The organism is Micromonospora sp. NPDC049048, from assembly GCF_043197615.1.
In the GTDB taxonomy this organism is placed as follows: domain Bacteria; phylum Actinomycetota; class Actinomycetes; order Mycobacteriales; family Micromonosporaceae; genus Micromonospora.
Genome location: NZ_JBICTM010000011.1, coordinates 52,859 through 72,855, shown reverse-complemented (window position 1 = coordinate 72,855; position 19,997 = coordinate 52,859). Strand labels below are relative to the sequence as shown.

Below are 19,997 nucleotides of genomic sequence, written 5' to 3'. Positions count from 1 at the left end.
CCGCCCCCCGGCCCCCCCATTGTCGTACCTCTGTGTTTTTTTGTTGGGGTGGGGGGCCTCCCCCCCCCCGCCCCCCGCCGCCCCCCCCCCCCGGGGGGCCCGGCGGGGGGGGGGGGCCCCCCGACGGTTTTGTGCACTCCCTGGCAGCCTCACGGGGCGACCGCGGATGACGGCCGCCCCGCGGAGGGTCAGGCGCTCGGGCAGGTGTTGCGGTACTCCTCGATGGCGGAGCCACTCGGGCCGGGGCAGAGGAACTGCTCGTAGCGGGTGTCGTCGTCGACGAACCGCTTCAACCAGGCCACCGCCTGGCGGGCGGTGGGCGTGTTGACGGTCTGCGGGAAGAAGTGGCTCGCCCCGTTCAGCTCCAGGTACGCCTTCTCCGACGAGGCCGGGATGCTGTTGTAGAACGGCTCCGAGTGCGACGCGACCGGCGCGATGCTGTCGGTCTCCCCGCCGATGATCAGGGTCGGCACCCGGACGTCGGACCAGGACTTGTCCAGGTTCCAGGGCGCCAGTGGCACGGCGGCCTGCAACGACGGCCGGGCGACCGCGGCCTCCAGGCTGCCGCCGCCACCCATCGAGTGGCCGGAGACGGCGAGGCGGCTGGCGTCGATGCGGCTGCGCACCGAGCTGCGCTCGGTCAGGTAGTCGAGCGCGGCGAGCAGTTGCCGGCCACGGCTGTCCGGCTGGTCGAGGCGGGTGTTGGTCTCGATGCCGATGACCACGAACCCGTGCGAGGCGATGCGCGGGCCGAGCCAGTCGATGCTGGACCAGGACGCCGTGTAGCCGGGCGAGATGGCGACGGCGCCGAAGGTGCCCTCGGCGGTGCTGGTCGGGTAGTAGATGACGCCCCCGCCGAAGCCGGTGACACTGAGCGAGGAGACGCTCTGCGACGCGGTGGCGAACGGGCCGCGGCTGGCCTCCAGCAGCGCGACGGTCGGGGCGGGACCGCGCTCGTACGGGTTGTCGGCGGCCTGGGCGGCGGTCGGGGCGGCCAGCGCGCCCGCCGCGGCCAGGACGGCGGCCACGGCCAGTCCGGCGAGGCGGAAGGCGGGACGGGTACGGACGGTGGTGGTTGCTGATGACACGTCGGGCACTCCCTACGGGACGGGGCATATCGACATGCATCAGTCTTCGTCGAGGTCGCCGGACCCGCATCGGCGAAATCACCAGTCCACGGAGGAAACAGAATCCGCGACGCGCTGTCCAAGCCGTCGGCCAGCGGCGGGAGATCCCCGGCCGCCGACGTACCGCGTCCGCCCGTCGGACACCGCTCGGGCGGGCGCGGCGCGTCCGCCGTCGGTGCGATGGATGCGGTCCACCTCCGGATTGCGATACTGGGTCGCATTTCGACCGGAACACATCCGCACGCCGGGTCCCCTGCCCGGGCGCGGGAGAGGAGACACCATGACCGACACCACCGCGAAGTCCAAGGCCGTCGGCTCCACCGTCCGCCTACTGTCCGTCCTGGTCATCGTCGCCGGACTGGTCATGCTGATCGGCGGGGCCACCACATGGTTCACCGTGCAGAGCCAGCTCGCCGACGAACGCATCACCGTCTCCGACGACGCGGACTGGTTCGCCGGCGAGAAGATCGACGGCCCGCTGACCGCGTACGCGGAGGCCGAGGTCATCGAGAAGCACTCGCTGGAGGCCAGCGGCGGCAAGACGTACGCCGAACTCGGCCGGGAGGACCCCACCCGGCAGACCGTCATGAACGGCTCGTTCCTGCGCGCCTCCCTGTTCACCTCGGTCGTCTCCTTCGGGGTCGCCGCGCTGGCGATGGGCCTCGGGGTGGTGCTCGTCCTGATCGGGTACAGCCTGCTCACCCTCTCCCGCCGGCTCGACGCCCTGCCCGCCGCGGCGTCCACCACCTCCTGATCCGCCCCGCCGGCCCGGTCCCGCCCGCACGGCGTGGCCGGGCCGCCGCGTGCACGGGCCGCGTCGGGGCCTGCGTCGCCGTCGCGTAGGGTCGGCACCGCCCCCTCCGGCCGCGCCGGACGACCCCTGCCCCGCGGAGACGCCCCCATGACCGAGATAGGCGGCGCCACGAGGGTGTACGCCCTGCTCGGCGACCCGATCGCGCAGGTGCGCGCCCCCGGACTGCTCAACCCGGTGCTCGCCCGGCGCGGCACCGACGCGGTGCTCGTCCCGGTCCATGCGGCGCCGGCCGACCTGACGCAGGTGGTGCGCGGGCTGCAACGGGTGGCCAACCTGGACGGGATGCTGGTCACCGTGCCGCACAAGGCCGCCGCGCTCGACCTCGCCGACCGGGCCAGCGACCGCGCCCGGCTGGCCGGCAGCGCCAACGCCCTGCGGCGCGAGCCCGACGGGACGTGGACCGCCGACACCTTCGACGGCGACGGGTTCGTCCGCGGGCTGCTGGCGGCCGGACACCAGCTCCGGGGCCGCCGGGCCTGCGTGGTGGGCGCGGGCGGTGCGGGCAGCGCGATCGCCGTGGCCCTGCTCGACGCCGGCGTGGCGGAACTGCGCCTCAGCGACACCGACCCGGGCCGGCTGGAGACGCTGCGGCGGCGGCTGTCCGCCGCGTACCCGGGAAGGGTCGACGCGACCGCACGGCCGCGGCTGGCCGACGCCGACCTCGCGGTCAACGCCACGCCCCTGGGGCTGCGCCCCGCCGACCCGCCGCCGTTCGCGGTGGCCGACCTGCCGGCGCACGCCGTGGTCGCCGACATCATCATGACCCCGGCGGAGACGGTCCTGCTGGCCCAGGCGCGGGCGCGGGGCCTGCGGGCGCATCCGGGCGAGCCGATGCTCGCCCACCAGATCGACGCCTACCTCGAGTTCTTCGGACTGTGACGACGGTCCGCGCCGGCAGGCCGGCAGCGCCGCCCTCCGGCACCGGCCACGGGTCGCCTCCCCCGCCGACCTGCTCGATGATCGTCCTGTCGGGCGTACCTGTTACCGTCGCGCCGCCGCTGCACCAGTCGGACCGGAGGTAGGCGTGATCAGCTCGCACGTGTCGTCGTTCGTCGGATTACCGGTGGTGCCGTTCACCCCCGGCATGACACTTCCCGACGACCCCTCGGCGGTCGCCTGGCGGCTGGAGGTCGAGGACTTCGACGCGGAGCCCGAGGAGTTCGCCGGTCTCGTACGGGCCCTGCGCGAGCAGGTGCCCGCCGACGCCGTACGCGCCCTGGTGATCGGCGAGTGGGGCGAGGCCTACGAGCGGCCCCTGCCGGTCGAGGCGCTGGTCGAGGCCGCCGGGGAGTGGACCGGGCTGGGGGCGGTCTTCCTCGCCGACCTGACCTGGGAGCAGTGCGAGATCTCCTGGCTCGCGCACGGCGACATCACCGGGCTGCTCGCGGCGTACCCGTCGCTGGAGGTGCTCTGGGTGCGCGGCGCGCAGGGCCTGCGGCTGGAGCCGGTCCGCCACGCCGGGCTGCGGGAACTGCGCTTCGAGTCCGGCGGGCTGCCGGCCGAGGTGGTCCGCGCCGTCGGCGCGTGCGAACTGCCGGCCCTGCACCGGCTGGACCTGTGGCTCGGCCGGCAGGACTACGGCGGCGACGCGAGCGCCGACGACCTGGCCGGGGTGTTCTCCGGCGCCGGCCTGCCGGCCCTGCGCCACCTCGCGGTGTGCAACGCCGAGATCGCCGACGCGGTCGCGGCGGCCGTCGCCACCGCGCCGGTCGTCCCCCGGCTGGAGGTGCTCGACCTGTCGATGGGAACGCTGACCGACGAGGGCGCGAAGGCGCTGCTGGCCGGCCAGCCGCTGACCCACCTGACGCACCTCGACCTGGAGCACCACTACCTCTCCGAGGACATGGCCGCCTCGGTGGTCGCCGCGCTGCCCGGGGTGCGGGTCGAGCTGTCCGACCCGCAGGTCGCCGAGGACTACGACGGCACCATCTACCGCTACACCGCGGTCGGGGAGTGAGCGGCGATGGCCTTCGGTTCCCACGCGCGCCACTTCGCCGGCCGTCCGGTGGTGGACGTCCCCGCCGACGGGCCGCTGCCCACGGTGGACGGCCCGGTCTCGTGGCGGATCGCCCACTGGCACTTCGACGACGAGACCGCCGAGAACGCGCTCTCGGAGGAGTTCCGCGACGCGTTCGACCGGTTCGTCGCGCAGGCCGGGCCGTCCGTGGAGTCCCTGGTCGTCGGCTCCTGGGGCTACGCGGCGTTCCATCCCGCCCCGATCGCGCAACTCTGCGCGGCGGCGCCACGCCTGCCCGCCCTGCGCGCCCTGTTCCTCGGTGACATCACCTCCGAGGAGTGCGAGGTCTCCTGGATGAAGGTGGGCGACGTCAGCGCGCTGCTGACGGCGTACCCGGCGCTGGAGGTGCTGCGGGTACGCGGCGGCGAGGACTTCGACTTCTCCCCCGTACGGCACGCGCGGCTGCGCGAGCTGGCGGCGGAGAGCGGCGGGCTGTCCCGGGAGTTCGTCGGCGCGGTGCTCGACTCCGACCTGCCCGCGCTGACCGACCTGGAGCTGTGGCTCGGCACCTCCGACTACGGCGGCGACGCGCAGGTCAGCGACCTCGCCCCGCTGCTTGCCGGGGACCGGTTCCCGCAGCTGAGCCGGCTCGGCCTGTGCAACTCGGAGATCGCCGACGACCTCGCCCGGGCGCTGGCCTCCGCGCCGGTGGTGCCCCGGCTGCGACGCCTGGACCTGTCGATGGGCACGCTCGGCGACGAGGGCGCGGCGGCTCTCCTGGCCGGGCAGCCGCTGACCCACCTGGCGGAGCTGGACCTGTCCCACCACTACCTGGCGGAGGAGACGGCGGCGTCGGTGGTCGCCGCGCTGCCGGGCGTCCGGGTGGACGTCTCCGACCCGCAGGAGCCCGAGGAGTACGACGGCGAGAGCTACCGCTACACGGCGGTGTCGGAGTGACATGCGCCTGACCGTCGTCGGCAACCCCGGCAACCGTCGGGTCGCCCTATTCACCGGGGCCGTCCTCGGCGCCGGGCTGCCCCGACCGGAGGTGCTGCCCTGGGTCGACGTGCTGACCGGGGCGGCGCCACCGCCGGCGGGCGCGGTGGTGCGGGTCGACTCGCCCGGCGAGGACGCCGACGTGGACCGGCTGCTGCGCCGGGCCGCCGTACCGGCCCGCCACGGCGAGCTGGTCGGTCTGGCCGACACGTACGCCGGGCTGTTGCGGGGCCTGGACCGGGTCGCCGCCGGCGGCGCGGAACTGCTCAACGACCCGGCGGACGTCGCGGTGCTCTGCGACAAGCGGCGCTGCCACGCGCGGCTGTCGGCCGCCGGGGTGCCGGTGCCGGCCGCGCTGCCCCCCGTGCACGGGTGGGAGCAGCTACGGGCGGCGATGGCGACGAGCCGCACCAGCCGGGTGTTCGTCAAGCCCGCGCACGGCTCGTCGGCCGCCGGGGTCGTCGCCCTGGCCGTGGCCGGGCGGCGGGTGCGGGCGGTCACCACGATCGAGGTGACCCCGGACGGGCTGTTCAACTCGCTGCGCCCGCGCCACTACACCGACGAGGCCCAGGTCGCCGCCATCGTCGACCGGATCGCCGCGGACGGCCTGCACGTGGAGCGCTGGCTGCCCAAGGCGGGGCTCGGCGACCGGGTGGTCGACCTGCGGGTGGTGGCGGTGGCGGGCCGACCCACCCACGCCGTGGTGCGCGCCGCCCGGGGGCCGCTGACCAACCTGCACCTGGGCAACGCGCGCGGGGACCTCGCCGAACTGCGCGCGGCGGCCGGACCGGCGGCGTGGGCGGCGGCGATGGAGACCTGCGAGCGGGTCGCCGGGTGTTTCCCCCGCACCCTCCAGGTCGGCATCGACCTGATGTTCCTGGTCGGTTGGCGGCGCCACGCGGTGGCCGAGGTCAACGCCTTCGGCGACCTGCTGCCGGGGGTCCTCGCCGACGGTCGGGACACGTACGCCGAGCAGGTGCGCGCCCTCACCGACGGCCGGTGGGCGCGCTGGCGGGCGGCGGCCGGCGGGGAGCCGACGCGCCCCGCCACGACCGGTCGGGCGGCGACGGATGTCGGCGTGGCCGGGCGGGAGGTGTTCGCGTGCGCGCGCTGATCGGCAGTCACGACCTGCTCCTGCTCACCCTCGACACGCTGCGGCACGACGTGGCCGCCGACCTGGCCGCGCGCGGGCGCACGCCGCGCCTGGCGCGGGCCCTGCCCGGCGGCCGGTGGGAGCGCCGGCACTCCCCCGCCAGCTTCACCTACGCCGCGCACCACGCGTTCTTCGCCGGCTTCCTGCCCACCCCGACCACCCCGGGCCGGCACGAGCGGCTGTACGCGGCGGCGTTCCCCGGCAGCGAGACCGCCGGCGCCGACACGTGGGTGTTCGACGCCCCGGACCTGCCGACGGCGCTGGCCGACGTCGGCTACCACACGCTCTGCCTAGGTGGGGTCGGCTTCTTCAACCGGCGCAGCCCGCTCGGCGCCGTGCTGCCGGGCCTGTTCGCCGAGGCGCACTGGGAGCCGGAGTTCGGGGTCACCTCCCCCACCTGCCTCGACGCCCAACTCGACCGGCTGGCCGAGGTGCTGCCGCGGGTGCCGGCGGAACAGCCGCTGTTCACGTTCCTCAACGTCGCCGCCCTGCACCAGCCCAACCGGCACCACCTGCCCGGCGCGCGGGTCGACGACCTGGCCAGCCACGCCGCCGCCCTGGAGTACGTCGACGGCCGGATCGACCGGCTCTTCGCCCTGCTCACCGGGCGGGGCCGACCGGTGTTCGCGATCGTCTGCTCCGACCACGGCACCGCCTACGGCGAGGACGGCCACACCGGCCACCGGATCGGCCACGACGTGGTGTGGACCGTCCCGTACGCCCACTTCGTCCTGCGACCGGGGGAATGGTGACCGGCACCGACACGGGCCTCGACGGCTCGCCGTACCAGCAGTACCTGTACGCGTACCCGCACAAGACCTCCTACCGGCCGCTGCGCCCGCGCCCGCAGCTGGCGGACGTGTGGCGGGCCGAGTCGCGCGAGGCGCTCTTCCTCTACGTGCACCTGCCGTTCTGCGAGATGCGCTGCGGCTTCTGCAACCTGTTCACCCGCGCCAACGCGCCGGCCGAGCAGGTGACCGACTACCTGCGGCAGCTACGCCGGCAGGCCGAGCGGGTCGCCGACGCGCTCGGCGACGACGCCGGCCACGCCCGCGCGGCGTTCGGCGGCGGGACCCCCACCTACCTGACCGCCGACGAGCTGACCGAGCTGTTCGACATCGCCACCACCACGATGGGGGCGCGGCTGCCCGGCGTACCGCTGTCGGTGGAGACCTCGCCGGCGACCGCGACGCCGGAGCGGCTCGCGGTGCTCGCCGCACACGGCACCACCCGGGTCAGCATCGGGGTGCAGAGCTTCCTCGACGCCGAGGCCCGCGCCGCCGGCCGGCCGCAGCGGCGCGCGGAGGTGGAGGCGGCCCTGGCCGCGATCCGCGACGCCCGGATCCCCGTGCTCAACATCGACCTGATCTACGGCATCGACGGGCAGAACGCCGACACCTGGCGGCAGAGCCTGGACGCGGCCCTGGCGTGGCGCCCCGAGGAGCTGTATCTATACCCGCTGTACGTGCGCCCGCTGACCGGGCTCGGGCGGCGGGCGCACGGCCGCGCCGACTGGGACGCCCAGCGGCTCGCCCTCTACCAGCAGGCGGTGGCGACGCTGGGCGCGGCCGGCTACCGGCAGGAGTCGATGCGGCAGTTCCGCCGGGCCGACGCGCCCGTCCCCGACGGGCCCGACTACTGCTGTCAGGACGACGGCATGGTGGGGCTGGGCTGCGGCGCCCGTTCCTACACCACGTCCCTGCACTACTCGTTCGACTACGCGGTCGGGGTGTCGCAGGTGCGGGCGGTGCTCGACGACTACCTGGCCCGCCCGGCCGACGACTTCCGCCACGCCGAGTTCGGGTTCACCCTCGACGGCGCCGAGCAGCGCCGCCGGTGGCTGCTCAAGTCGCTGCTGCGCGCCGAGGGCGTCGACGCCGCGGCCTACCGGGCCCGGTTCGGCGCGCTTCCGGGCGACGACTTCCCCGAGCTGGGCACCCTCGCCGAGCGGGGGTGGGCCGACGACGGCGGGCTGCGGCTCACCCCGGCCGGGCTGGCCCGCTCCGACGCGATCGGCCCGTGGCTGACCTCGGCGCGGGTACGCGACGCGATGACCGGGTACGTGCCGAGGTGAACCTGGCGATCCTCTACCGGGGGCCCCTGGCGAGCTGCAACTACGACTGCCCGTACTGCCCGTTCGCCAAGCGGCACGACCCGCCGGAGCTGCTGCGCGCCGACCGGGCGGCGCTGGAGCGCTTCGCCGGCTGGGTGGCGGCCACCGCCGACGTACGGCTGTCGGTGCTGTTCACCCCGTGGGGCGAGGGGCTGACCCGCAGCTGGTACCGGGACGCGATGGTGTCGCTGTCGCACCTGCCGCACGTCGAGCGGGTCGTCATCCAGACCAACCTGGCCGCCCGGGTGGACTGGCTGGCCGAGGCCGACCCGCGCGCCGCTGCCCTGTGGGCCACGTACCACCCCGGCCAGGTCGAGCGGGACCGCTTCCTGCGCCGCTGCGCCCGGCTGACCGAGCTGGGCATCCGCTACTCCGTCGGGGTGGTGGGCCTGCCGGAGCACCTGGCCGAGGCGCGGGCGCTGCGCGCCGCCCTGCCCACCGGGGTCTACCTGTGGGTCAACGCCGCCGAGGGCCGGCGCTACGACGCGGCCGAGGAGGCGACCTGGACGGAGCTGGATCCGCTGTTCGGCTACAGCGTGCGCCCGCACGTGTCGCTCGACCTCCCGTGCCACGCGGGCGAGACGGCGATCTCGGTACGCGGCGACGGCACCGTACGCCGCTGCCACTTCATCGACGAACCGATCGGCAACCTCTACGACGGGTCGTGGCGTGCGGCCCTGCGTCCGCGCCCGTGCGGCAACGCGGTCTGCGACTGCCACATCGGCTACGTCCATCTCAAGCCGCTCGGCCTACGCGACGTCTTCGCCGGCGGGGTGCTGGAGCGCATCCCGGCCGCCTGGCCGTCGGCGCGCCGGCCGGTGCCGCTCGGCGCGCCGGTGCACGGGACGGTGGCCGTCCCCGCCCCTCCCCCGGTGTAGCGCGCGGGGCGGGCCGGCGGGCCGGCGAGCCGGCGCACGCACGCCGCCGGACGCGACAGGGGCGGCCCGGCGCAGGCCGGACCGCCCCTGACCGGGTGACTCAGTGCGCGCCGGGTACGACGCCAGCCGCCTCCTCGCGCGCCCGCCGCTCCTCACCGCTGAGGGTGTGCAGCGGCTTCTCGCGGATGAACAGCACCACCAGCAGGGCGAGCACCGCGAACGGGGTGGCCACCAGGAAGAGTTCACCGGTCGCGGTGCCGTACACGTCCTGGATGATCCTCAGCACCGGCTCGGGCAGGGTGGACAGGTCGGGCACCTCGGTGGAGCCGTGGCCGCCCGGGGCGCCGCCGGTCAGCGGACCGAGCTTCTCCGCGCTCAGCGTGGCGACCCGGTTGGCCAGCACCGCGCCGAGCGCGCTGACGCCGATCGTGCCGCCCATGCTGCGGAAGAAGGTCAGCACGGAGGTGGCCGCGCCCAGCTCGTGCGCCGGCACGTCGTTCTGCGCCGCGAGCACGAGGTTCTGCATGAGCATGCCGACGCCGACGCCGAGCACCGCCATGTAGACGCTGAGCAGCAGGATGCTGGTCCCGGCGTCGATGGTGGCCAGCAGCAGCATGCCGGCGACCATCACGGCGGCGCCGGCCACCAGGTAGCGCTTCCAGCGGCCGTACTTGGTGATCAGCTGGCCGGCGACCGTCGACGAGACCAGCAGGCCCAGGATCATCGGCAGGCTCATCAGTCCCGCCACCGTCGGGGACTTGCCCAGCGAGAGCTGGAAGTACTGGGACAGGAACACGGTGCCGCCGAACATCGCCACGCCGACCAGGATGCTGGCGATGGTGGTCAGCGAGACCGTCCGGTTGCGGAAGATGTCCAGCGGCACGATCGGCTCGTCCGCGCGGGACTCCACCCAGACCGCCAGCGCCAGCAGGGCGAGACCGCCGCCGACCATCAGTGCCGTCCAGCCCGAGGCCCAGGCGAACTTGTTGCCGGCCAGCGACGACCAGACCAGCACGGTGGAGACGCCGGAGGTGATGAGCAGCGCGCCGAGCCAGTCGATCTTCACCTTGCGGCGGGTCACCGGCAGGTGCAGGGTGCGCTGGAGCAGGAAGATGGAGAGCAGGGTGAACGGGACGCCGATCAGGAAGCACCAGCGCCAGCCGAGCCAGGAGGTGTCGACCAGCACGCCGCCGATCAGTGGCCCGGCGATGGTGCCGACGCCGAACACGGCGCCGAAGATGCCGGCGTAGCGGCCCAGTTCGCGGGGCGGGATCATGGCCGCCATCACGATGGTGGCCAGTGCCGTCATGCCGCCGGCGCCGATGCCCTGCACGACCCGGCTGACCAGCAGCACCTCGACGTTCGGGGTCAGCCCGGCGATCAGCGAGCCGACCACGAAGAGGCCCAGGGAGAGCTGGATCAGCAGCTTCTTGTTGTAGAGGTCGGCCATCTTGCCCCACAGCGGCACGGTCGCCGTCATGGCCAGCAGCTCGGTGGTGACGATCCAGGTGTAGACGGTCTGGGTGCCGTTCAGGTCGGCGATGATGCGCGGCAGCGCGTTCGCCACGACCGTGGAGGCGAGGATCGACACGAACATGCCGACCATCAGGCCGGAGAGCGCCTGGAGCACCTCGCGGCGGGACATGCGGCCGGCGCCGACCTCGGGGGTCTCGGCGGGCACGGTGGCGGTCATTGACTTCCTTACCGGGTACGGGTTTTCACGGCCTCCCGGGCACCTTCCCGGAAGGAGCTTGCGGGGTCAGGAGCGGCGACCCACCGGCGGGTCCGCCGCGACGACGTCGGGCTGCGGCAGTCCCGCGGCGAGGGCGGCGAACGCCTCGTCGACGAGGTCGGCCAGGTCGGGCCGGGCGGGGTGGGCGGCCCACCGGGTCATCGCGTTGCGCAGCACCGCGCCCGTCACGGCGGTGACCAGCGCCGGGTAGCCGTGGTCGGGATCGACGCCGACCCGTGCCGCGACGACCTCGACGATGGCCCGCTCCGTCTCGGCGTTGCCGGCGACCAGCCTGGGCAGGAGCGTGGGGTTGCGGTTCACGACATCCATCCGCAGGCACCACAGCTCGCGTTCGGCGCGTACCTCGTCGATCACCTCGTCGAGCGCGGTCCGCAACGCGGTCAGCACCGGCACCTCGGGCGGCACGGCGGCCAACCGGGCCACCAGGCGCGCCGCGTCGCCCGCCTGGTCGCCGACGAGGGCGTCGTCCTTGCAGGCGAAGTAGTTGAAGAACGTACGCGGGGAGACGTCCGCCGCCTCGCTGATCTCCTCCACCGTCACCTGGGCCAGGCCGCGTTCGGCGACCAGCCGCAGTGCCGCCTCGGTCAGCGCGGCCCGGGTCCGGCGCTTCTTGCGGTCGCGCCGCCCGGGGGCGGGCTCGGTGCTGGTGGAGGTCACGCGGCGACACTACAAGCGATCTTGCACAGCCTGCAATGTTTTATGAAGTGAAGTGACGCGGGCCATTCGGCCGCCCCGGAGGATGCCGGCGACACCGCCGGCATCCTGCACGCCGCGTGCCGGACGGAGCCCGTACGACAGCCGGGAAACCGACCGCCGCCGGCCGACGCGCGCTACCGCGTCCGCTCCGCCGCGTCGAGGGCCGCCACGAAGTCGGCCACGAGGTCCTCGGTGTCCTCGATGCCGGTGGAGACCCGGACGAGGCCCTCGCCGATGCCCGTGGCGGCCAACTGCTCGGCGTCGACGATCCCGGCCCACATCGAGCGCGGGTGCACCACGAGGGTGCTGACGCTACCCAGGCTGGCCGCCCGCTTGGCCAGCCGGAGGCCCTTCAGCAGCCCGGCCGCCGCCTGCCCGTCGCGCAGCTCGACGCTGAGCACGCCGCCGAAGCCGGTCATCTGCCGGACGGCCAGCTCGTGCTGGGGATGCGTCGGCAGCCCCGGGTAGCGGACCCGCCGCACGGCCGGATGACCCTCGACCGCTTGGGCCAGGGCCAGCGCGTTGGCGTTGTGCCGCTGCACCCGCAGCGACAGGGTCCGGATGCCGCGCAGCAGCAGCCAGGCGTCGATGGGGCCGAGGGTGCTGCCGGTGACGATGGCGGTCTGCCAGACCCGGTCGACCAGGTCGGCGGAACCGACGATCACCCCGGCCGAGACGTCGGAGTGCCCGCCGAGGTACTTCGTCCCGCTGTGCCACACCAGGTCGGCGCCGAAGTCCGCCGGCCGCTGGTTGACCGGGGTGGCGAAGGTGTTGTCGACCGCGACCAGCGCGTCGTTGGCGTGCGCCAGCTCCACGACCGCGGCCAGGTCGGTCAGTTCGAGCAGGGGGTTGCTCGGGGTCTCCACCAGCACCAGCCGGGTCTGCGGGCGCAGTGCCCGGACGAAGGCGTCGGTGTCGGTCTGGTCCACCTGGGTGAAGGCCACGCCGAAGCGGGCCAGCAGGCCGGTGACCAGCGACGTCGTGCCGCCGTACGTGCTGCGCTGCACGATGACGTGGTCCCCGGCGGAGAGCAGCGCCAGGGCGATCGTGCTGATCGCGCCCATCCCGGAGGCGGTGACCATGCCCGCCTCGACGCCCTCCAGCTCGGCGACCACGGCGGCGACCTGCGCGTGGTTCGGGTTGCCGTAGCGCGTGTAGAAGGCGTTCCCGCGGGTCTCGGTGGCGACGGCGGTGAACTGCTCGTCGGACTCGGCGCTGAAGGTGGCGCTCTGCACGATCGGCGGCGACACCGCCCCACCCGGGCTCAGCCCGTCGTCGCCGTGGACAGCGATCGTGCCGGTGCCGGTCACAGGTTCTCTCCTCACGTGGTGGGCCGCCCGCCGGGACGGCGGGTCGGAAAAGGTGCGGGCGTCACCCCGGGTGCCCGGATGGTCCCGCCGGGCCGGTGTCACCCGGCTCGCACGGCCCGGCCGGCGGGGCGTCACCCGGCCCGGACGCTCCGGCGGACAGGGTCGCCCGAGCTGAGCGCTCCCGGCGGACGGGGGTCACCCGGCCCGGACGGGCACGGCCGCCGGGGGCGGCGCGGGCGCGGCACGGTCGGCGAGCATCCGCAGCGCGTCGCGGTGCCGGCGCAGGACGGCGTCGTCCAGGTCGGCGACGGCGAGCCCGGGGCCCCTGCCGGCGTCGGCGAGGACCCGTCCGTCGGGAGCGTACACGGCGCTGCGGCCGGCGAACTCCCAGCTGCCGTGTGATCCCGCGAAGTTGGCGAACACCACGTAGCAGGTGTTCTCCAGGGCGCGGGCCGGGAAGTACACGCCACGCCGATGGTCGGAGTCCCCGGTCTGGAACGCGCTCGGGCACAGGTAGGCGTCGGCGCCGGCGAGGGCCAGCGCGCGGGCGTGTTCGGGGAAGCTGGAGTCGTAGCAGATCCCCAGCCCGAGCCGCCAGCCGCGCACCTCGACCAGGGTGTCGGCGTGGCCCGGCACGAAGAACTCCCGCTCGTCACGGTCCAGGTGGCGCTTGTCGTACCCGGCGGCCAGCCCGCCGTCCGCGCCGAGCACCAGGGCACCGATCACCCAGCCGCCGGCCCGGCGCAGGCAGCCGCCGACCACCGCCACCACCCGATGGGTGCGGCAGGCCTCGGCGACGACCTCGAGCGGTTCGCCGTCCGGCTCGACGGCGCACCGGGCGATGTCGTCGCGCAACAGGCCGACGTCGTAGCCGCAGAGCGACAGCTCGGGGAAGACGACGAGGTGGACGCCGCGCGCCGCCGCCTCGGCGATGCACTCCGCCGCCATCCTCGCGTTGCCGGCGAGGTCACCGGGGACGGCGGTCACCTGGGCGGCCGCGACCCGCAGCGGGGCGCGGTCGACGGGATGCGCGGTCGTCACGCGGCCCCCAGCCACCAGCGCAGGCCGAAGAAGACCACGAGCCCCACCGTCCAGACGATCATGAAGCGCTCGACGAAGAGGCCGGTCACCAACGTGACCAGACCGGCCACCAGGTACGGCACGGTGACGACGGTGATCTCGATCCGGTTGTCCACCGGCGCGATCACCGACGGGACGGCGATGGCCGCCAGCAGCGCCGGCGGGAGGTACCCGAGGAAGACCTTGACGTCGTCGGGAAGCACGCGGTCGCGGAAGACCAGCAGCGGCAGGTACCGGGGCGCGAAGGTGGCGAGCCCCATCCCGAGGATGAGCAGCAGCATGGACATTCCCGTCACCTTCCGTCCGTGTCACGGGCCGCCTCGACGGCCCGGCGTTCCCCGGCCGCCACCCGGGCGGCCTCCGGCTCCGGTTCCTCGGGTTCCTCCGCCGGCTCCGGCTCGTCGGTGGGCTTCGGCGGGAACCACCGCCGTTGCACCACCTCACAGGCCATCCCGACGAACGCGCCGCCGAACGCCGCCACGATCAGGCCGAGGTTGTAGGGCAACCCGAGGAAGAGCAGGGCCAGCGCCCCGGCGGAGACGGCCGTCGTCCAGACCTTCCAGCCGACCAGCGCCGAGGCCAGTACGACCAGGAAGACCGCGGTCATCGGGAAGTCCAGCCCCGAGCGCAGCCGCTCCGGCAGCAGGTGCCCGGCGATCATGCCGACCACCGTGGCGACCGCCCAGTTGACGTACATGACGGCGGAGGCGCCGAAGTAGAACATGCTCTTGCGCCGGGCCGGCTCGTCGCCCTTGATCCGGTCGAAGGCCACGAAGAACACCGCGTCGATCAGCCCGAAGCCCAGCAGCAGCCGCCAGCGCTGCGGCAACTCGCGTACGTGCGGCGCGAGCAGCGTCGAGTAGATCAGCATCCGCAGGCTGAGGATCAGCGTGGTCAGGACGATGACCGGCCACGCCGCGCCCTCCGAGATCAGCTTGAAGCCGATGAACTGGGCGGTCCCGGAGTTGACGATCATCGCCAGGCCGAACGTCTCCAGGTAGGACAGCCCGGCGGCCAGGCCGAGGGTGCCGCCGATCACGCCCAGCGGGAAGGCGGAGAGCAGGAACGGCACCATCGAGCGGGCTCCGGCGACGAACTCGCCCCGCACGGTCGGCGTACGGTCAGACATGATCCTCCCCAGGACAGCGGGCGGACGGTACGGCGGCGGCCGCCGGCGGCGTGCCCGTTTCCGTCGCGCCGACGATAGCGGCCACGTCGGCCGCGCGGGTGCGGCAGAAGTAGTGCCCGCCCCCGTCGATCTCCTTCAACTCCACGTCGGCGGCGACACGCCGCCACGCCTCGTGCGCGGCGCCGGGCCCGGCCGTCAACGGGTCGTCGGCGGCCACGACCACGGTGACCGGCACCGGCAGCGGCTCCCCCAGCCGGTCCCGCAGGTAACGGTGCGAGCCGACGGCGTCGTGGCGGAAGGCGGCGACCAGTGCCTCGACGTGCCCGGCGTCCAGGCCGTCGAGTTCGGTGAATCCGGTCTGCTCCACCAGCCAGCCCACCACGTCCGCCGGCGCCATCCCGGTGACCTCCGCGATGCTGGCGTCGATCTCCTCCGCCGCGCGCAGCAGCTTGCCGCCGAGGAACAGCCGCTCCGGTGCCCGGCCGGCGGCGGCGAGCAGCCGGGTGACCTCGATGGCCGCCGCCGCGCCGACGCAGTGGCCCCACACCAGCACCGGCCCGCCGCCCAGTTCCCCGATCTCGGCGACCACCCGGCGGGTCAGCTCCGCCAGCTCCAGCAGCGGCTCGGGACGGCTGACGTCGTGCCCGGGCAGCGCCACGGCGTGCACCGCGATCCGGTGCGGGGCCAGCGCCTCGGCCAGCGGCCGGAAGGCGAGCGGGCTGCCCGCCGCGTACGGGAAGCAGACCAGGACCCGGTCGTACGCGCCGTCCGGCGGGGACAGCGGTTGCAGCAGCCGGTCCGGCGGCGCGGCGTCCGCCTCGACGACCCGGGCCAGCGGGCCCAGCGTGGAGGTCGTCATCAGCTGCCGCAGCGTGACCAGGGGCCGCAGCGCGGCGATCACCCGCATCGCGGCGAGCGAGGTGCCGCCCAGGTCGAAGAAGTTGTCCTCCTCGGCGATCCCGGCCACCGGCACGTCGAGCGCCGCCGCCCACGCCTCGGCGATCCGCCGGGCGACGGGCGTGCCCGGCGCGGTCCGCCCGGCCGGCTGCTCCGGCCGCCGCGTCGCCGGGGCGGCCCGGTCGAAGCGGCGCCGAGCCGGCGTGACCCGGGGCTCGGGCAGGCCGGGCCGCAGCCCGGCGTGGGCGCTCTCCGGGTCGGCCGCCAGTTCCGCCAGCACCCGCCGGTACACCTGGCCGATCCCCGCCGCCTGCTCGGGCGTGAAGGCCGCCGAGTGGTAGTGCAGGCTCAGCCGGACCCGGTCGGTGAAGAAGTCCCGCATGAACTCGGCGCGCAGCGCGAACTCCGTCTCCGTGCTCACCCGCACGTCGAGCAGGTCGAAGCCGGGCAGCTCGCGCAGCTGCTTGAGCAGGTAGAAGTGGGTGTAGTTGAAGACCGTCTCGAAGAGCAGGTCGGTGGTGGCGGCGTCCGCCTTCATCTGCGCCATCGGGTAGCGCCGGTGGGGCAGCAGGTCCGCCTCCGCGCGGTACACCGCCCGGACCAGGTCGGCCCAGGAGCCGTCGCCGAGGTCCACCCGCATCGGTACGGTGTTGAGGAAGAGTCCCAGCGCCCCGGTGGCGCCCTCGGCCTCGGGCCGTCCGCTCTGCTCGTACCCGGTGAGCACCTCGGTGTCCCCGGCGAGCGCGCCGACCACCTTGACGTGCGCGGCCAGCAGCACGGTCTTCAGCGGCACCGCCAACCGGTCGGCCACGCGCAGCAGCCGCTCGGAGAGCGCGTCGTCGATCTCCACCTCGTGGAACACCACCGGCCGCTCGGCCGGGACCTCCGGCGGCTGCCACCGGGGCAGCTCGGTCACCCCGCCGGCGGCGAGGACGCCGCGCCAGAAGTCGCGGTCCGCCGCCGACTCCAACGCCCGGCGTTCCAGGCCGATGTAGTCGCGGAAGTGGTTCTCGGCCGGCTCCTCGTCCGGCCGGTCCCCGGCCAGCAGCCGGTAGTAGGTGTCGAAGAGCTGGGTGTGCAGCAGCGTGATGCTCCAGCCGTCCAGCGCCGAGTTGTGCTGACTGACGCTGTAGCGGTACAGCTCGTCGCCGAGGACGTGCACGTGGATGCGGACCAGGCCCGGCTCCTGCCAGCGGAACCGGTACGACTGCTCGCGGGCGTGCCAGTCGGCGTACCAGTGTTCCTGCCCGGCCGGGTCGCGGTCGCGCAGGTCCACCACCCACAGCGGACTCGGCGCGTCGGCGTGCACGAGTTGCAGGTACTCACCGAAGCCGGTCAGGTGGTAGCTGGTCCGGAAGATCGGATGGCGCGCGACGAGGATCCGCACCGCCTCGGCGAAGGTCGCCTCGTCGAACGGCGCGTTGATCAGGAAGCTGATGATGTCGTGGTACTGGGCGGCGCCCCGGGACAGCTCGTTCTCGTAGATCAGCCCCGCCTGGAGCTGCCCGAGCGGGTACGCGTCGACCACCCCGGCGGGCAGCCGGGCCCGGTCTGCCGCGTCGAGCAGGGCGAACGGCGGGTGCGCCACCGCCCGTTGCGCGTCCGGCGGACCGGCCGCGAGCAGCGCGGCGATCGTCGGGTGGCGGAACATCTGCTGGAAGGTGAGCTCCACCCCGGCGGCGTGCGCGCGGGCCAGCACGGTGACGAAGTGGATCGAGTTGCCGCCGATGGCGAAGAAGTTGTCCTCCACGCCGACCCGGTCGACGCCCAGCACGTCGGCCCAGATGTCGGCGAGGATCCGCTCGGGCCCGGTGCGCGGCGCCACGTACGGCCGCTCGGGCGCGGCCGGCTCGGGCAGCGCCCGCCGGTCCAGCTTGCCGCTGCCGGACAGCGGGAACTCCGCCAGCTCGACCACCCGGGCGGGGACGAGGTAGCTCGGCAGCAGGGTGCCCAGGTGGGCGGTGAGCGTCGCCTCGCCCACCGGCTCGTCGGCGACCACGTAGCCAATCAGGTTGCCGTCGCGGGCCACCACCACGGCGTCCTTCACGCCCGGGTGCCCGCGCAGCGCCTCCTCCACCTCGCCCAGCTCGACGCGGTAGCCGCGTACCTTCACCTGGTGGTCGAGGCGGCCGAGGTAGTCGAGCGTGCCGTCGGGAAGCAGCCGGGCCAGGTCACCGGTGCGGTACACCCGCTCCTCGTCGACCTCCGGCGCGGCGACGAAGCGGTCCCGGGTCAGCTCCGGCCGGTTCAGGTAGCCGCGGGCGAGCTGCACCCCGGCGATGCACAGCTCCCCCGGCACCCCCACCGGCTGGGGGCGCAGCCGCTCGTCGAGCACGTACAGGCGGGTGTTGTCCACGGGCCGGCCGATCGGCACCCGCTCCCGGCCCGGCTCGCAGCGGTGATGGGAGACGTCGACGGTGGCCTCGGTGGGCCCGTACAGGTTGACCAGCGTCGCGCCGGGCAGCAGCTCCGCGAGGCGGTCCACCTGCCGGGGGCTCAGCGCCTCGCCGCTGGCGAAGACCTGCCGCAGGCTCGCCAGCCGGCCGGTGTCGACGGTGCCGAGGTAGTCGAGGAAGGCGCCCAGCATCGACGGTACGAAGTGCACGGTGGTGACGCCGTGCGCCTCGACCGCCCCGATGATGGCCTCCGGGTCGCGCTCCGCGCCGGGCGGCAGCAGGCAGACGGAGGCGCCCTCGCGGGCCCACCAGAACAGCTCCCACACCGACACGTCGAAGGTGGTGGGGGTCTTGTGCAGGATCACGTCGGCGAAGCCGATCGGGTACCGCCGCTGCATCCAGGCCAGCCGGTTGGCCAGCGAACGGTGCTCGATCATCGCGCCCTTCGGGGCGCCGGTCGAGCCGGAGGTGTAGATGACGTACGCGAGGTCCCGCCCGTCGCGCGTCACCTCGGGTCCGGGCGATGCGGCGGCGGGTGACGCGGCGGCGGGGACCGGGCCGGTGCTCGGCAGCGGGAGCGCCGGCACACCGTCCGGGACCCGCGCCGGGTCGGCGGCGAGCACCAGGGCCGCGCCGCTGTCCTCCAGCAGGTAGGCGACGCGCGCAGCCGGATAGCCGGGGTCGACCGGCAGGTACGCCCCGCCGGCCCGCAGGGTCGCCAGGATCGCCACCAGCTGTTCGCGGGAGCGGTCGGCGAGCACACCGACGATCGACTCCGCGCCCACCCCGGCGTCGCGCAGCCGCTCGGCGTACGCGGCCACCCGCGCCTCCAGTTCGGCGTACGTCCAACTGCCCGCGCCGGTGCCGACGGCGACGGCGTCCGGCCGGGCGGCGGCCCACCGGGCGACCCACTCGTCCGGCCGGCCGGCCGGGTCCGCCTCGACGCCGGTGTCGTTGACCTCCCGGAGCACCGCCCGGTCGCCGTCGGTCAGCAGGCTCAGCTCCGCCACCGGCGCGTCCGGCTCCGCCAGCGCCCGGCCCAGCAGCAGCGCCAGGTGGGCGCCGAGGCGCTCGACCGTGGCGCGGTCGTAGCGGCGGGCGTCGTGGTGGACCGTCACCTCGGCGGCGCCGAGGGCGAAGAACACCCCGGCCCCGGCCCCGTCGGGCGCACCGCCGCCCACCGCCACGTCGACGAGCGGGTGCGGGCCCGCACCACCGTCCGCCGCCAGTTCCTCGGCCAGCAACTCGACCGGGTAGTCGGCGTGGCGGGCCGCTTCGGGCACCGCCGTGCGCAACTGCCCGACCAGGTCGCGGTAGCTGGTCTCCGCCGCGCAGCGCACCCGCAACGGCAGCGTCCCGGCCAGCTGCCCCGGCTCGCCCGGGCGGCCGATGAGCATGTCGTCGGCGCCGGTGTAGCGGCGCAGCAGGGCGGCGACCGCGGCCGTCAGCAGGACCTGGCGGGCGTCCTCGCCGCCCCGGCCGGCCCGGGCGAGCCGGTCCACCACCGCCTCGTCGAGCGGCACGGTGACAGCGGCCGGCTCGGGCGGGGCGCCGGGCGCCGGCGTGCGGTCGGCGGGGAACCCGACCGGGTCGGCGCCGGAGCCGAGCACGGCACGCCAGTGGCGGGCGTGCTCCGGGCGGCGCGCCGCGGCGATCTTGAGCTGGCCCCGCGTCATCAGCGACTGCATGATCTCTCCG

The 19,997-nt window shown here is 74.7% G+C and carries 16 protein-coding genes; 8 read left to right on the top strand and 8 right to left on the bottom strand.

Annotated features, from left to right (window positions below; all coding sequences use genetic code 11):
* Window positions 1-188: 188 nt before the first annotated feature.
* The gene (locus ACGFIG_RS28455; RefSeq protein WP_393008059.1) at window positions 189-1,088 is read right to left on the bottom strand and encodes an alpha/beta hydrolase family protein; all 900 of its coding nucleotides are present in this window, start codon (window positions 1,086-1,088) and stop codon (window positions 189-191) included.
* Window positions 1,089-1,407: 319 nt separating this feature from the next.
* Here ACGFIG_RS28455 and ACGFIG_RS28450 point away from each other — a divergent pair, with 319 nt between their 5' ends.
* The 8 genes from ACGFIG_RS28450 (at window position 1,408) to ACGFIG_RS28415 (ending at window position 9,038) form a co-directional block, all read left to right on the top strand.
* On the top strand, window positions 1,408-1,881 hold the full coding sequence (locus tag ACGFIG_RS28450) for an aromatic ring-opening dioxygenase LigA (RefSeq protein WP_393008057.1): 474 nt from the start codon (window positions 1,408-1,410) through the stop codon (window positions 1,879-1,881).
* A gap of 147 nt (window positions 1,882-2,028) precedes the next feature.
* Entirely contained in the window at window positions 2,029-2,820 is a 792-nt protein-coding gene (locus ACGFIG_RS28445; protein ID WP_393008055.1) for a shikimate dehydrogenase family protein, read from the top strand.
* A gap of 145 nt (window positions 2,821-2,965) precedes the next feature.
* A complete protein-coding gene (locus ACGFIG_RS28440) occupies window positions 2,966-3,898 on the top strand; it encodes an STM4015 family protein (protein WP_393008054.1) in 933 nt (310 codons plus the stop codon).
* 6 nt (window positions 3,899-3,904) lie between these two features.
* Entirely contained in the window at window positions 3,905-4,855 is a 951-nt protein-coding gene (locus tag ACGFIG_RS28435) for an STM4015 family protein (protein ID WP_393008052.1), read from the top strand.
* A 1-nt stretch (window position 4,856) separates the two neighbouring features.
* Window positions 4,857-6,008 carry an STM4014 family protein gene (locus tag ACGFIG_RS28430; protein WP_393008050.1) on the top strand — a complete coding sequence of 384 codons (1,152 nt, stop codon included), beginning with the start codon at window positions 4,857-4,859 and terminating at the stop codon, window positions 6,006-6,008.
* Complete coding sequence (locus ACGFIG_RS28425; RefSeq protein WP_393008048.1) at window positions 5,996-6,799, top strand: STM4013/SEN3800 family hydrolase; 804 nt, start codon at window positions 5,996-5,998, stop codon at window positions 6,797-6,799. The genes ACGFIG_RS28430 and ACGFIG_RS28425 overlap by 13 nt, the downstream gene beginning before the upstream one ends.
* Window positions 6,796-8,121, top strand: a complete 1,326-nt coding sequence (locus ACGFIG_RS28420) for an STM4012 family radical SAM protein (protein ID WP_393008046.1) — start codon at window positions 6,796-6,798, stop codon at window positions 8,119-8,121. Before ACGFIG_RS28425 ends, ACGFIG_RS28420 begins: the two co-directional genes overlap by 4 nt.
* Entirely contained in the window at window positions 8,118-9,038 is a 921-nt protein-coding gene (locus ACGFIG_RS28415) for an STM4011 family radical SAM protein (RefSeq protein ID WP_393008044.1), read from the top strand. The genes ACGFIG_RS28420 and ACGFIG_RS28415 overlap by 4 nt, the downstream gene beginning before the upstream one ends.
* A 100-nt stretch (window positions 9,039-9,138) precedes the next feature.
* Here the strand turns inward: ACGFIG_RS28415 and ACGFIG_RS28410 are convergent, their stop codons facing one another.
* The 7 genes from ACGFIG_RS28410 to ACGFIG_RS28380 form a co-directional block, all read right to left on the bottom strand.
* A complete protein-coding gene (locus ACGFIG_RS28410) occupies window positions 9,139-10,731 on the bottom strand; it encodes an MDR family MFS transporter (RefSeq protein WP_393008042.1) in 1,593 nt (530 codons plus the stop codon).
* A gap of 66 nt (window positions 10,732-10,797) precedes the next feature.
* Window positions 10,798-11,448, bottom strand: a complete 651-nt coding sequence (locus ACGFIG_RS28405; RefSeq protein WP_393008040.1) for a TetR family transcriptional regulator — start codon at window positions 11,446-11,448, stop codon at window positions 10,798-10,800.
* A gap of 173 nt (window positions 11,449-11,621) precedes the next feature.
* Complete coding sequence (locus tag ACGFIG_RS28400) at window positions 11,622-12,797, bottom strand: trans-sulfuration enzyme family protein (RefSeq protein WP_393008038.1); 1,176 nt, start codon at window positions 12,795-12,797, stop codon at window positions 11,622-11,624.
* 195 nt (window positions 12,798-12,992) lie between these two features.
* A complete protein-coding gene (locus tag ACGFIG_RS28395; RefSeq protein WP_393008036.1) occupies window positions 12,993-13,838 on the bottom strand; it encodes a carbon-nitrogen hydrolase family protein in 846 nt (281 codons plus the stop codon).
* Window positions 13,835-14,164: an AzlD domain-containing protein gene (locus ACGFIG_RS28390; RefSeq protein WP_132238343.1), complete on the bottom strand. Its 330-nt coding sequence runs from the start codon at window positions 14,162-14,164 to the stop codon at window positions 13,835-13,837. Before ACGFIG_RS28390 ends, ACGFIG_RS28395 begins: the two co-directional genes overlap by 4 nt.
* A 5-nt stretch (window positions 14,165-14,169) precedes the next feature.
* On the bottom strand, window positions 14,170-15,006 hold the full coding sequence (locus ACGFIG_RS28385) for an AzlC family ABC transporter permease (protein ID WP_393008034.1): 837 nt from the start codon (window positions 15,004-15,006) through the stop codon (window positions 14,170-14,172).
* Window positions 14,999-19,987, bottom strand: a complete 4,989-nt coding sequence (locus ACGFIG_RS28380) for an amino acid adenylation domain-containing protein (protein ID WP_393008032.1) — start codon at window positions 19,985-19,987, stop codon at window positions 14,999-15,001. The genes ACGFIG_RS28385 and ACGFIG_RS28380 overlap by 8 nt, the downstream gene beginning before the upstream one ends.
* Between the last annotated feature and the right edge of the window lie 10 nt (window positions 19,988-19,997).